The 13,127-nt window shown below is 35.7% G+C and carries 13 protein-coding genes; 4 read left to right on the top strand and 9 right to left on the bottom strand.

Translation table 11 applies throughout. The features are described 5' to 3' along the window. The gene (locus tag J0L69_12065) at positions 1–1,641 is read right to left on the bottom strand and encodes a peptide MFS transporter (GenBank protein ID MBN8693922.1); all 1,641 of its coding nucleotides are present in this window, start codon (positions 1,639–1,641) and stop codon (positions 1–3) included. 194 nt (positions 1,642–1,835) lie between these two features. Then, positions 1,836–2,294, bottom strand: coding sequence for a hypothetical protein (locus J0L69_12060; protein MBN8693921.1), 459 nt, complete (start codon positions 2,292–2,294; stop codon positions 1,836–1,838). Positions 2,295–2,331: 37 nt separating this feature from the next. Between J0L69_12060 and J0L69_12055 the strand changes: the two genes are divergently transcribed. Then, positions 2,332–3,171, top strand: a complete 840-nt coding sequence (locus J0L69_12055; GenBank protein MBN8693920.1) for an outer membrane beta-barrel protein — start codon at positions 2,332–2,334, stop codon at positions 3,169–3,171. 3 nt (positions 3,172–3,174) lie between these two features. Here the strand turns inward: J0L69_12055 and J0L69_12050 are convergent, their stop codons facing one another. From J0L69_12050 to J0L69_12025, 6 genes are all read right to left on the bottom strand, one after another. Beyond that, positions 3,175–3,423 carry a twin-arginine translocase TatA/TatE family subunit gene (locus J0L69_12050; protein MBN8693919.1) on the bottom strand — a complete coding sequence of 83 codons (249 nt, stop codon included), beginning with the start codon at positions 3,421–3,423 and terminating at the stop codon, positions 3,175–3,177. 137 nt (positions 3,424–3,560) lie between these two features. Beyond that, positions 3,561–4,202, bottom strand: a complete 642-nt coding sequence (locus J0L69_12045; protein MBN8693918.1) for an ABC transporter ATP-binding protein — start codon at positions 4,200–4,202, stop codon at positions 3,561–3,563. Positions 4,203–4,251: 49 nt separating this feature from the next. Further along, positions 4,252–5,025 carry an acyl-ACP--UDP-N-acetylglucosamine O-acyltransferase gene (lpxA, locus tag J0L69_12040; GenBank protein MBN8693917.1) on the bottom strand — a complete coding sequence of 258 codons (774 nt, stop codon included), beginning with the start codon at positions 5,023–5,025 and terminating at the stop codon, positions 4,252–4,254. Between the two features lie 2 nt (positions 5,026–5,027). Next, positions 5,028–6,446 carry a bifunctional UDP-3-O-[3-hydroxymyristoyl] N-acetylglucosamine deacetylase/3-hydroxyacyl-ACP dehydratase gene (locus J0L69_12035; GenBank protein ID MBN8693916.1) on the bottom strand — a complete coding sequence of 473 codons (1,419 nt, stop codon included), beginning with the start codon at positions 6,444–6,446 and terminating at the stop codon, positions 5,028–5,030. Between the two features lie 86 nt (positions 6,447–6,532). Then, positions 6,533–7,570, bottom strand: a complete 1,038-nt coding sequence (gene lpxD / locus J0L69_12030; protein ID MBN8693915.1) for a UDP-3-O-(3-hydroxymyristoyl)glucosamine N-acyltransferase — start codon at positions 7,568–7,570, stop codon at positions 6,533–6,535. A 17-nt stretch (positions 7,571–7,587) separates the two neighbouring features. Continuing rightward, a complete protein-coding gene (locus J0L69_12025; protein ID MBN8693914.1) occupies positions 7,588–8,712 on the bottom strand; it encodes a glycosyltransferase in 1,125 nt (374 codons plus the stop codon). A gap of 66 nt (positions 8,713–8,778) precedes the next feature. Between J0L69_12025 and murB the strand changes: the two genes are divergently transcribed. Genes murB through J0L69_12010 form a run of 3 tightly spaced genes read left to right on the top strand, consistent with a single transcriptional unit; the run spans position 8,779 to position 12,319 of the window. After that, a complete protein-coding gene (murB, locus tag J0L69_12020) occupies positions 8,779–9,798 on the top strand; it encodes a UDP-N-acetylmuramate dehydrogenase (protein MBN8693913.1) in 1,020 nt (339 codons plus the stop codon). Next, positions 9,799–11,145 carry a hypothetical protein gene (locus J0L69_12015; protein ID MBN8693912.1) on the top strand — a complete coding sequence of 449 codons (1,347 nt, stop codon included), beginning with the start codon at positions 9,799–9,801 and terminating at the stop codon, positions 11,143–11,145. Beyond that, a complete protein-coding gene (locus J0L69_12010) occupies positions 11,132–12,319 on the top strand; it encodes an acyltransferase (GenBank protein MBN8693911.1) in 1,188 nt (395 codons plus the stop codon). The genes J0L69_12015 and J0L69_12010 overlap by 14 nt, the downstream gene beginning before the upstream one ends. Here J0L69_12010 and J0L69_12005 read toward each other — a convergent pair. Beyond that, positions 12,316–13,119 carry a polysaccharide deacetylase family protein gene (locus tag J0L69_12005; GenBank protein ID MBN8693910.1) on the bottom strand — a complete coding sequence of 268 codons (804 nt, stop codon included), beginning with the start codon at positions 13,117–13,119 and terminating at the stop codon, positions 12,316–12,318. The two genes, J0L69_12010 and J0L69_12005, sit on opposite strands and share 4 nt — an antisense overlap. Positions 13,120–13,127 lie beyond the last annotated feature (8 nt).

The following is a 13,127-nucleotide window of genomic DNA, read 5'->3' as shown; positions in this document are numbered from 1 at the left end:
TTAGTTTTCTTTAAAAGCTTTATTTAATCGTTTCAATAACACAAATAATATTATTGTGGCGAACATTAATAAGAAAAAATTCAAATAGAAATAATTGGCTTTGTTATCAAACTTATCCCAATTCTTTCCCATCACACCACTTAATTTATTTCCAATAGATGTTGCTAAACTCCATCCTCCCATCATTAAAGCAGTAAAGCGAGGCGGAGAAAGTTTTGACACCATGGATAATCCCATCGGACTTAAACACAATTCTCCTATAGTAATGACGCCGTAACTGGCAATGAGCCACCAGGCACTGGCTTTATGCATACCATTATCACTTTGGTACACTGCAAAAACCATTACTAAAGTAGAAAGCGCACTGATCAATAAACCGTAGGCGATTTTTGTTGCAGTAGTTGGTTCCTTACCGCGTTTACGTAAATAAACAAAGAAGGCAACAACGAGTGGAGTTAATGCCACAACAAAGAACGGGTTAATGGATTGGAATAATTCAGTTGAGATTAAGTTCAGGGATTCTCCTTCTTTAGGATAATTTTCGGGAGGAAGGTTTTTAAAATAGGTTGGATAATCATAACACAATTGTGCTTTGCCATTTTCATCTTTAATTTTTCTGAACTGTTCATCCAATTGATATACGCTATCGTTCGCCGCTTTCTTTTTCTCAATCATGTGGAGTTTATCAGATACTCCAACCATGTAAGTAGGCATTTCGCGATCGGTATAATGCTCGGCGTAGGTGGTAAGGGCTGTACCGTTTTGCTTGAATACAGTCCAGAATAAAATAACAATCACGAAAATGGTAAACATGGTGCCAAGAGGAACCTTTTCCTCGGCAGTGGCCTGCTTGTAAATTCCGGAATAAAATATAATTACCGGTATACATCCGAAGAAGAAGGCATCCGTACTGTCGCTTCCCATTATATTGCCAGGAATAATCCATCCGATGATTCCTAATACTAACGCAACACCTAATAACATCGCGAAGCGCATTAATAAAGGTTTGTCTTCCGGTTTAGGTTCTTTACGAACATCGGCATGCGCATAATGTTTGCTTCCTAACCAAAAAATAATGACGCCAATGAACATACCAATGCCCGCTGAAATAAAAGCAAAGCCCCAACCGAAATTATGACGCATAAAAGCTGCAATGAAATTGCAAACAAATGCACCGATGTTGATGCCCATGTAAAAGATATTGAAACCAAAATCTTTATTGGCTTTGTATTGAGGATCGTTATATAAATTCCCAAGAAGAGTAGAAATGTTTGGTTTAAAAAATCCATTGCCGACAATCATAGTTCCGAGGGAAGCATAAAAAGCCCATTTTTCGGGAATAGCGAGCATGCAATATCCAACACCCATTAAAATCCCACCTAGTGTAATGGAGAAACGGTAACCTAATTTTAAATCGGCGAGTAAACCACCCATAAACGGCGTTAAATACACGAAGGCAATGAAGGTTCCGAATATATCTGCGGCATCAGAATTATCTAATCCTAATCCTCCTTTGCCAGGAAGATCGGTCATATATAAAACAAAAATGCCTATCATGAGGTAATAGCCAAAACGCTCCCACATTTCGGTAAAGAACAAATAGGGTAGTCCTTTTGGATGTTTTCCTGTTGCTGTGCTCATAAAATTGTTTTGCTAAATATAACAGAAAAATGTCAGATTTGGAGTGTAGGAAAGCTGCATTTTAAAGGTCACGTCATTCCGTCCCGATAGCTATCGGGAGTAAACAGGAATCTTTTCTTTATTGAGATTTCTCGCTTAGGCTCGAAATGACAAATTGAAATAAATGTCATTCCGACCATCGGGAGGAATCTATTCTACTTAAAATAGTACTTATTACTAAGGTAAATTGTATCGTTTTGAAAGCTTTTGAATTTGATGCTGATGGTTCGGTTTTGCGCATTGCCACTTGAACCATTCACTTGCGTCGTAAACAAACCACACTTTTGGTATATTCTGGTTTTGGCCGGGGCCATGGAACTCTTTGCCGGTAATTCAGTCACAACAGTATCGCGGTAAAGATGACGGTAATTCATGCCCGGCATATACATCAATTTAAAAAGACTGTCGCTTTCTGTTTCAGCCAATTTACCATTTTCTATTTCAATAAAAGTATTGCAGCGACGTGATACGCCAAGTTTCAAAACAAATGTGTTGTTGGTATTTTGAATCGTGTCTGTTTTTTTGCCTGAATTAAAAAAGTAAATAGAGTAATCTTCTTTTTTTATTTTGATTTTATCGGGTTGTGAATAGACTCCGGAAGCAATAAATAACATTATATAAAATATTTTATATTTGTTAAAAAAATGAAATATGTATACTAAAAATAGCATTCTGGCAGGCTTACTTTTTTTAAGCATCTCGATTTTTGCACAAGATAGTGATTCGTTTAAGGATAAAGAATTTTCTTTGTTTGTTGGACAATCCTCTACAAATATTATAAATGATAATCTAAAGAGTGATAAGTACGCTAAAACCAGCGGAGCAAACTGGTTTAATCTTGGTTTTAATTATTGCAAATACTTTAACAAAAACCTGGGATTTATAATAGGATTAGAATATTCAGGCTATAAGAACATCACCGAATACAGAGGCGCGTTTTGGAGTGAGTCAACTCAAATCGACAGAGACGGCTATATTTATTACGCGGTAGCGGATGCCAATTACACACATACACGAACTGTACATACCGGTGAAGTGCCGATACAATTGCGTATCCAAGCACCGGTAAATTCAAGTGTACAGTTTTTTATCGATGCAGGCTTTAAAATAAATTTTGTGGGAAGTGCAAAAAACAAACAGGAAGGAACTTTTAAGAATAAAGGAGCCTATCCGCATACTACATTCGACAACGTTTACTTTTTAATTGAAGATGATGCTTACTATGGTTATAAAAGTTATAAGTATGATAAAACCTTAAGTATGGAGCCTGCCAGAGTAAATTTAGCTTATGTTCTCGGTTTTGGTATTAAAGCAAAAGTTAGCGATAATGCGTTTATACTATTTAATCCTGCGTATACTATGGGAATTACAGATTTAGTTTCGAAAAACAATCGTCCGGATTATGAAGATGTGTTTGGCGAGAAGAAAGCGCATTCGAAGTACTTGTTGCGCCAATTTGCGATTAGATTTGGAGTTGGTTTTTATTTGTAAACCTTACTTGTCCTCAATCTCTTTTTTTATTTCCTGAATTTGTTCGTGAACCTGATTGGTGATGCCACCGGTGCTTTCCTGAATATCACGTTTAATACCTTCACTGGCGTCTTTAAATTCGCGTATACCTTTGCCTAATGCTTTTGCAATATTCGGAATGCCTTTACCTCCAAATAAAAGTAAAATCACAAACAATATCATCACCACTTCGCCGCCGCCAAGGTTTAAGAAAAGAATATGTAAAGCGTTCATCATTTTTTACGCATGAATTTATAAATGGTAATAGCACCAATAAAGAAAATGGTAGCCACAAATGCTATAATAAACCAGTCGCTGAGATCCATTTTATTCATGAGGTAAAGATACTAATCTAAATACTAATTAGCTTGTTAATTTTTTTTATAATCCGCTACGTTTAACTCTTTTGTGCAGAATTCAAACTCTTCCTTAATAGAATTTGAGCATACAATAATGGTTTTATGCGAGGCGTAATCCTTAACTAAACCTTTAAACCAGTCGATGGCATTTTTATCAAGGTTGGATACGGGTTCATCCAGCAGTAAAATTTCGCAATCAGCTAATATGGCTAAAGTTAACCTCACGCGCTGGCGCATGCCGCTGCTGTAGTTTTTAATGAATTTGTTTTTCGCAGCACTTAGTCCGCTTAATTCAATGATTCTTGCCGTATCTAAGTTTTTTAAAAAGGGTTTGTAAATCGCACAATGATTGATGATTTCTTCCAATGTGTAATCTTCAATTAAATCAAGGTAGGGTGAAGCCAGACTTATATATTTCTGGTATTCTTCTTTGTCGATGGATTTCCCGTCAAGGTTATAATTTAAATCCCCAGCATTTGGTAAAACGTAACCCGATATAATTTGAAGTAAAGTTGATTTTCCGGAGCCGTTGCCACCAAGTATAACTAATTTATCTCCTGAATCAATGGTAAGATTAATGTTTTTAAAAATCCATTCTTTACCAAATTTCTTTCCAATGTCGTTTAATTGTATGTGTAGGTTAGTACTTGGCATAAAACAGATTGCTTCGTCGTTCCTCCTCGCAATGACGAATAAACTCAAATTAAACTCCTTTTACAACACCATCTTTACAACCCCTGATGAAGTTGATAATTTGGTTTCTGACTTCAGTTTCGGGCATTTCAGCTTCCACAATTTCAAGCGCTTTGGTAATGGAGTTGTTGTGTACAAAAATGGTACGGTAAATATTTTCGATTTCCTGAATTTTTTCTTTATCAAATCCTCTTCTTGCTAATCCTACTGAGTTTACACCAATATATTGTAATGGTTCACGTGCTACACGGATAAACGGAGGTACACTTTTTCGAATCAAACTTCCGCCGGCAACAAAAGCATGTGCGCCAACCGAAGTGAATTGTTGCGCGCCAACATTACCTTCTAAAATAGCGTAATCTTCAATGGTGATATGTCCAGATAAACCTGCATAACTTGCCATTATAACATTGTTTCCAATAATACAATCGTGTGCAATGTGAACATAAGCCATCAATAAACAATTGTCGCCAACCTTAGTGGTCATTCTGTCTGCCGTACCTTTATGAATGGTAACGTACTCACGAATCACCGTATTATTTCCTACAACGGTATTAGCCGGTTCACCGCGATATTTTAAATCTTGCGAAACCGGACCAATACAAGCACCCGGAAAAATTTTACAGTCGTGACCAATTATTGTATCTGGGAAAATAACAGCATTCGGGCCAATCCAGGTATTGTCACCAATTTCCACACCCTCGTATACAGTGGCAAAGGCGTCAATTTTTACGTTGTTACCTATTTTTGCTTTGGGGCTTACGCTAGCGAGATTAGAAATCATAATTATGCAACAACCGGTTTATCTAAATTTCTCACCTTCACAATTTGTGCTGTCATGTCAGCCTCACAAACTAATTTATTTCCAACGTAAGCCAAGCCCTTCATGTGACACATGCCACGGCGAATAGGATCCACCAAGTCCATTCTGAAAACAAGTGTATCACCAGGTACTACTTTTTGTTTAAACTTAGCGTTCTCAATTTTTAAGAAATACGTTTGATAATTTTCCGGATCCGGAACTGTTTTTAAACATAACACTCCGCCTGTTTGTGCTAAGGCTTCCACAATCAGTACACCCGGCATAATTGGTTCATCAGGGAAATGGCCTGCTGTCCAGAATTCTGTCATGGTTACGTTTTTTACACCAATCACATATTCCGGGGTTAATTCTAAAATTTTGTCTACCATTAAAAATGGCGGACGATGAGGTAAGATAGTTTGAATATCACGAACGTTGCATACCGGAGTAGCAGTTAAATCCAACTTAGGAACCATGCGCTCGTTTTTCTGTTTTTTCATTACCTCTTTAATTTTCTTTGCAAAGGCAACGTTTCCGGCATGACCCGGACGAGCAGCAAGTACGTGAATCTTCATTGGTTTTCCGGCAAGAGCAAGATCGCCAACAATGTCTAACAGTTTATGACGAGCCGGTTCGTTATAGAAGTGAAGTTTGGTGTTGTTGAGAACACCACGTCCTTTTACTTCAACATGTTCTTTATTAAATAATTTTTTTAGATGATCCAATTTCTCCTTTGGTAATTCGTTTTCAACTAACACAATGGCGTTATCCAAATCACCACCCTTAATTAAATTGTGAGCCAACAATGCTTCTAATTCGTGAAGAAATACGAAGGTGCGGCATTTTGAAATTTCTTCTTTAAACTCACCGATGTGATACATGCCCGCGTGCTGAGTACCTAAAACTTCACTATTGTAGTCAACCATTACAGTAACACGGAATGTCTCTTGAGGTACCGCCAACATTTCAACTTTCTTAATCGGATCTTCGTAGGTTAAGTTTTCAGTCAATTCAAAATATTCGCGCTCTGCATCCTGTTCAACAATCTCAGCAGCTTCCAAAGCTTCAATGAATTTCCAGGAACTGCCATCCATAATCGGCATTTCCGGACCGTCAACTTGGATTAAGCAATTATCGATTCCTAAACCAACCAAGGCTGCTAAAACATGCTCCGTTGTATGAACACGAACACCGTTTTTTTCTAAAGTAGTACCACGGGAGGTATCTACCACTAAATCGGCATCTGCTTCAATAATGGGTTGACCCTCTACATCCGTACGTTGAAATTTGAACCAATGATTTTCCGGTGCAGGATTAAAAGTTAAGGTTACTTTTTTACCGGTATGTAAGCCAACGCCTGTAACCGATACTTTTTGTTTGATGGTATGCTGTTTATCGCTCATTATAAAAAATACAGAATTAGGCAGAAAATCTGCTAAGGGCTAAAATAAGCAATTTTTGCTAAATAGAGGGTCTCGTTTTTGAGATTTTATTTAGAGTTTTTAAGCTGTTTTTCAAGCTCACGTACTCTTTCGTTTAGTTTAGGCAATCCTCTGAATAAAACATAAGCGCGTTTATATTCTCCAATACCAAATGCAGGGGAACCTTGAACAATTTCATTCTCTGTTTCAATATTACTTCCCACACCGGATTGTCCTGCAATTTTCACACCGTCAGCTACTTTTAAATGCCCAATTACACCGGCTTGTCCGCCAATCATTACGTTTTTTCCAATTTTGGTTGAGCCTGCAATAAACGCGCCTCCGGCCATAACGGTGTTTTCTCCCACTTCAACATTATGTGCGATTTGGATAAGGTTATCTAATTTAACCCCTTTGCGAATAATCGTTGACCCGAGTGTAGCGCGATCGATAGAAGTATTGGAACCGATTTCAACGTGGTCTTCAATAATCACGTTTCCTATTTGCGGTACTTTTTTATAATTGTTTTCTGAGTTTGGAGCAAAACCAAATCCGTCGCTTCCAACCACTGTGCTGGCGTGAATGGTAACATCCTTTCCAACTACGCAATCGTGGTAAATTTTAACGCCGGAATAAAAGGTGCAGTCGTCGCCAATTGTGGTATTATCACCAATGTAACATTGCGGGTATATTTTTACATTGTTACCAATTTTTACATTTTCACCTATATAGGCAAAGGCACCAACATAACAATCTTTTCCGAGTGTGGCTGTTTTTGAAATGTGTGAAGGTTGTTCGATACCGGTTTTGTTCAGTTTAAACTGATTGTACATTTCAAGCAGTTTGGCAAAACAACCGTATGCATCATCCACACGAATTAATGTGCAGGTTGATTTTACCGGTTTATCGAGTTGAAGTGTTTTGTTTACGATAACAATGCTGGCATCCGTTTCGTAAATATGCGGCGTGTATAATGGATTCGCCAAGAACGAAAGTGTTCCCGGTTTTCCTTCTTCAATTTTGGATAAATTAGAAACTTTGGCGTTTTCATTTCCTTCAATGGTTCCGCCTAATAATCCTGCAATTTGTTGTGCTGAAAATTCCATGCCTAAAAGTAAAAAAATTAATGAATGGATGTTATGACTTGAATAAGTTTTTGTTTTTCATGCTCCCAATTATTTTCTTGGTTTAAACGTTGACAATTGTTTTTCCATTCGGAAAGTTGACCGGATTCAATCATATCGTTGACGGTATTAGCAATGTGTTGTGGTTCATGATGATTGATGAAACATCCAACATTGTAAGTTTTAATTAATTTCTCGATTTCAGGTAAGCGAGTGGCTAAAACAGCCAAATTGGCTTGGGTGTAATCAAAAAACTTATTGGGTAAGCTATAATGATAATTGAGATTTGAGTCTTTGTCAATGCTAATTCCAATATCGGAATTGAATGTATAATGTTGTAGTTCGGATTTAGGCATTTTTTCTTTGATGGTGATTTTATGCCCAAGGTTTAATTGCTTAACGGATTTTTTTAGTGTTTCAAAAACATCACCGCCGCCAATGATATACAAATGCGCTTTTTCAATATATTGCATGGCCTCAACGAGTTCTTCGGCACCGCGCTGAATGTTTATTCCTGCTCCTTGTAAAATTAAAATGGTTTTGTTTGAAGGCATTCCGAGTTGCGTTTTAGTTTTCGGAGTTTGGGTGATGGTTTCAGGAATATTGCGAACCGCTACGAAATTAATCTTATACTTCTGATTGAAATAGTCGGCAATACTTTGATTAACAGTAATACAATAAGTAAGCTTAGGGATAATTTTCGCTTCAAGCGATTCCCAAATTTTCTTTTTTATCGGTGTTTTTTGAAGTTCCGGAACTTCACAGAAAATTTCATGACTATCATAAATCAAAGGAAGCTTTCTGAGTTTGGCAACAAAATAATTTGGCCAAATGGTATCTAAATCATTAGCGAAAAGTAAAGTGCTTTTTTGTTTTAAGAGAAACAGTAACAGGCGTAAATTAAAAAACAAATAAAATGCGGGGCCACTCGTAAATAGCATTTTAATTCGTTTTGTTTTATAGGGTAAATGTGCTACAGACGGCGAATTTTTTAATTCCCGTCCGAATAAAAGAACCTCATAACCTTGTTCCTTTAACACATTAGCAGAGCGCAATACACGTTGATCGGTGGCCAGATCATTAATCACGCTCAGGATAACAGTTTTATTTGTAGTTGTAAACAAGGTTTTTGTTGATATTGCCCCTAAAGTTAAAAAAATTAAGCCTGCCTATATGCGTACATTTGAAATATGATTAAAATTGCCGACAATGTTTCGTTAAAGCCCTATAATACATTTGGTATAGAGGCTTCCTGTAACCATTTTGTGGAGATAAATTCGGTTTCTGATTTGAATGCATTATTAGATTCTGATGTGTATAAACGCAATAAACATTTAATTATTGGGGGCGGCAGCAATATTTTACTGACGAAAAATTTTGATGGTTTGGTAATCAAGAATAACCTTAAGGGAATTGAAGTTGTGAGGGAAGAGGGAGATTATGTTTTTGTAAAGGCTTCGGCGGGCGAAGTTTGGCATGAGTTTGTACAATGGTGTATTCAAAGAAATTTGGCAGGATTAGAGAATTTGTCATTGATACCAGGCTGTGTTGGTGCAAGTCCGATGCAAAATATTGGAGCCTACGGTGTAGAAATTAAGGATGTGTTTGATTGTTTGGAGGCTATAGATTTAAAGAACGGTACCCTAAAAGAATTTACGAAGCAAGCGTGTAATTTCGGCTATCGTGAAAGCGTGTTTAAACATGAATTAAAGAATAAATTCATGATTGTTTCAGTTACTTTCAGACTCAATAAAAAGATAAATCTTAATACCAGCTATGGTGCTATTAACACTGAGCTTGAAAGTATGGGTGTTAAACAACCGGGAATAAATGATGTGTCGCAGGCGGTAATAAACATTCGCTCTTCTAAATTGCCCGATCCAAAAGTGATGGGCAATGCCGGAAGTTTTTTTAAGAACCCGGAAGTAGAGGTGAGTGAATATGAGCGAATCAAAAAGCAATTTCCGAATGTTGTAGCTTATCCTTTAGAAAATGGAAATTATAAGTTAGCTGCAGGTTGGCTTATTGAGCAGAGTGGATTAAAGGGGTATCAGGTTGGAAATGCGGCAGTACATGATAAACAAGCTTTGGTGTTGGTGAATAAGGGTGGCGCTAATGGCGATGAAATATATTCTTTGTCGGAGCATGTATTACAAACCGTATTTGCTAAATTTGGAGTTAAACTCGAGCGCGAGGTAAATATTATTTAATTGAACTTAATCGACTTTGGGATATTCTTAAACTTATTCTTTACGGGTTACGTAATGTTTAAAGGCGTATTGCCTTTTGAGTTTTATCCGGGGTATCTTCCATTAATAATTTTACTTTTTATTTTCATTTTCAAGTATAAGTTTCCGGTACAAACACTTTATATCATTTTGCCGCTCTTAATTACAGGTTTGTTAAATGTATACCTAGATAATAATACTGTAGGAAACCTTCTCAAGATATTAGTGAACATTGCTATTAACTTGATTTTTTACAGGTATGTAATGCATTACTACGATTACGATATTAAGCGTATTATTACTATTTACCTCAAATTTGCTTTTATAGTCGCCGCGTTAGGACTTATACAATGGACAAGTTATTTGATTCGTTTTACTCCGGGATATGATTGGCGGACGTTCATGACCTTAAATAAATGGATGTTAAGTCCGGGAGGTATAGGTTTACGCATTAACAGTACGTTTAGTGAGCCTTCTTATTTTGGTACAACTATGGCTCCCGCTTTTTTTATAGCATTTTATGAGCTTATAATGAATCGGCCGAAATTCCTTACTCGAACTAAGAGTTTGATTATTGCATCGACTTATATTTTGAGTTTTTCATCATTGGCATTTTTAGGTGTATTCTTAAGTGTTATTCTTATAGCTGCAAATTATGGATTGATCCGATACGTTTTGGTTGCAATCCCTGTTGTTATTGGATTATATTTCATTGCCTATAATCAGTCAAAAGATTTTAAAGCCCGAGTTGATGGAACCAAAGCCTTATTCATTGATAATATTATAGAAAATGAGTTGGCCGGAAATATGAAGCATTATGCACGTGTATATAAAGTTAGTAGGATTTTGCCAAAAATTCATGGCTCTTCATTTGTGCTTTACAATAATTACCACGTAGCTTTGGAAAATTTCAAGCAAAATCCTTTTTTCGGGAGTGGTTTAGGATCACATGAAATTGCATTTAAGAAATATAAATTAAATTATTTGTTGGCCGGTATCTATGAGTTTAATTCAGCAGATGCCAACTCCATGTTTTTACGAACTTTATCAGAGGTTGGATTAATGGGCGTACTATTCGTTTTTTTCTTTGTTTCAAAGTTTTATGTTTCAAAAAGCTTAACCATTAATGAAGATGACGACTATTGGGTTATATCTAACGCATTGCTTATTCTTATTTTGATACAACTATTAAGGCAAGGAAATTACACTTATGGTGGATTTTTTCTTTTTGCGTGGATGTATTATTATAATTATTTGGTGTATAGTGAAGACGGTTCGAAAAATGAAGCAACGGATAAAGTGAAAATTACAGGGAGTGCCGTTTCCTAAACATAGTAAAACTCAATTTAGTATTAACACAACAAAACATATTTATTTCTCCGGTTTAAATGGTTTACGCTTTTTTGCAGCTCTTGCGGTTGTTATTACGCATATCGAACTTTTAAAAGGACAGTATTCAAAGCCAAATTTATGGAATGATAATAAGTTGATTTTCGAATTGGGAGGTCTGGGTGTTGTTTTCTTTTTCGTGCTAAGTGGTTTTTTAATAACCTTTCTATTATTAAAAGAAAAGGAAAATTCAGGAACTATTTCTATTATGAAATTTTATACACGTCGGATTTTACGAATTTGGCCTTTGTATTTTCTTTTGATGATTATCGGTTTTTTTGTTATACCATTATTTCCTGCTTTTAACCACGTTTATTTTACACCTTTTTTTAAGGAGAGTTTTTGGAGTAATTTTTTACTGTATCTTTTTATATTGCCCAATCTGGCTTTGGCAATGTTTAAACCGGTTCCTCATATCGGACAGCTCTGGAGCATAGGTGTAGAAGAACAATTCTATCTCATCTGGCCATGGTTGGTAAAACATAGCAAGAACTTATTGAGAATATTAGTTATAGTTATTGCAGTTTGCCTTCTGCTAAAATTTTTATTCCAAATGTTAGTTTGTTATAATCCCGAAAATGATTCACTCATAAAAGTAAAGACATTTATTGCTACACTTAAATTTGAGAGTATGGCTATTGGTGGAATAGGAGCATGGTGCGTTTATAATAAGAAGTACCTAGACCTCATTCTTAATAATACATTGATGTTCGCTTCCCTTTTTATGATATTAATATCAGTGTATTTCACGCCCGGATTTATACAGGATGGAGTTTTTATTTTACAATCGGTGTTGTTTTTGATTGTTATAATTAATGTATCCTCTAATCCAAACACTATTCTTAAATTGGAGAATAAAATGTTTGTGTTTTTAGGTAATATATCTTATGGTATTTATATGTATCATATGATAATGATTGTGGCAGTGATGTTATTGATGGAAAAGTTGGGTATTGCAGTGGATAACTCGTTACTTTCGCAATTCTTAATTTATTCTCTATCTGTTGGGCTCACAATTCTTGTTTCCTGGTTGTCCTATCGTTATTTTGAAACTTATTTTATTAAGTTGAAGAAAAAAGTAACGGTTGTTTCCAGCGGAAGCACAAATCATTAAATAGATTCAAACTCCGAAATCTTTTTCAGGTTTCGGTTGATGTTTATCTTTCCAATTGAAAATTTAATGGCCCCAATGGTCCAAAAAGATTCTATATTTATTCGCTTTATAAATTGCGGTCCGCTTAAATAATTACAGCCGGCAATAGTAGTGAAATGATAAGTGTAATGTTTTTTTATAAGTGCTTTTGAAGATGCATTTAAGCTTAATAAACTATTATTGATACTACAGAAACTTTCACAAGTTATGCCTAGTTTTTCTTCTATTATTTTTTTTGATCCTACAATTTCTAATGCCAAAAAATCGGAATCGCGATGCGATTTTAACATAGTATGGCTCAGAGAATGTGAACCAATAAAATGGTTTATGCTGATTGTTTTTAAATCTTCCCAGCTTAAGGGTGTGAAATCTTCAGATTCCGTATCAATATGCGGATTAATAGTTGGTCTGATGTTTTTCAAATAAAATTCTTTCGGTTTGTTGCTATCAATGAATTCAGGTACAATAAAAAAGAGTGCGGAAATATTTTTTCTGTTTAAAACCTCTAAAGCACGTAAGTTATTCTTCAATCCATCATCGAAAGTTAAGAGCAGTTTGTTGCCGTTTGTTTTTTCTTTTTTGTATAATAAATCGAAGAATTGGTTGGGTGAAATGATTTCAAAGTGATTTTGGAGAAAATCTAGTTGGGTTTCAAAATCCTTAATGAATTTCTTTGGTGTTCCGTGTAAATTAAGCACAAATAGTTTATCCTTTGGTTTTGTGAAAAGAAATTCCAAATGACCAATAATGGTTTTTGCCAAATGAGGAT

Source organism: Bacteroidota bacterium, from assembly GCA_017303905.1.
Classification (GTDB): Bacteria; Bacteroidota; Bacteroidia; order B-17B0; family Aurantibacillaceae; genus JAHEYG01.
The sequence above is the reverse complement of the archived record's forward strand: the minus strand, read 5'-3'. Positions and strand labels throughout refer to the sequence as shown.

What these genes read in the sequence shown, in the direction of transcription:
- J0L69_12065 (MBN8693922.1), bottom strand. Translation starts at nt 1,641, where the DNA reads ATGAGCACAGCAACAGGAAAACATCCAAAAGGACTACCCTATTTGTTC.
- lpxD (MBN8693915.1), bottom strand. Translation starts at nt 7,570, where the DNA reads ATGGAATTTTCAGCACAACAAATTGCAGGATTATTAGGCGGAACCATT.
- J0L69_12050 (MBN8693919.1), bottom strand. Translation starts at nt 3,423, where the DNA reads ATGAACGCTTTACATATTCTTTTCTTAAACCTTGGCGGCGGCGAAGTG.
- J0L69_12045 (MBN8693918.1), bottom strand. Translation starts at nt 4,202, where the DNA reads ATGCCAAGTACTAACCTACACATACAATTAAACGACATTGGAAAGAAA.
- murB (MBN8693913.1), top strand. Translation starts at nt 8,779, where the DNA reads ATGATTAAAATTGCCGACAATGTTTCGTTAAAGCCCTATAATACATTT.
- J0L69_12055 (MBN8693920.1), top strand. Translation starts at nt 2,332, where the DNA reads ATGTATACTAAAAATAGCATTCTGGCAGGCTTACTTTTTTTAAGCATC.
- J0L69_12060 (MBN8693921.1), bottom strand. Translation starts at nt 2,294, where the DNA reads ATGTTATTTATTGCTTCCGGAGTCTATTCACAACCCGATAAAATCAAA.
- lpxA (MBN8693917.1), bottom strand. Translation starts at nt 5,025, where the DNA reads ATGATTTCTAATCTCGCTAGCGTAAGCCCCAAAGCAAAAATAGGTAAC.
- J0L69_12035 (MBN8693916.1), bottom strand. Translation starts at nt 6,446, where the DNA reads ATGAGCGATAAACAGCATACCATCAAACAAAAAGTATCGGTTACAGGC.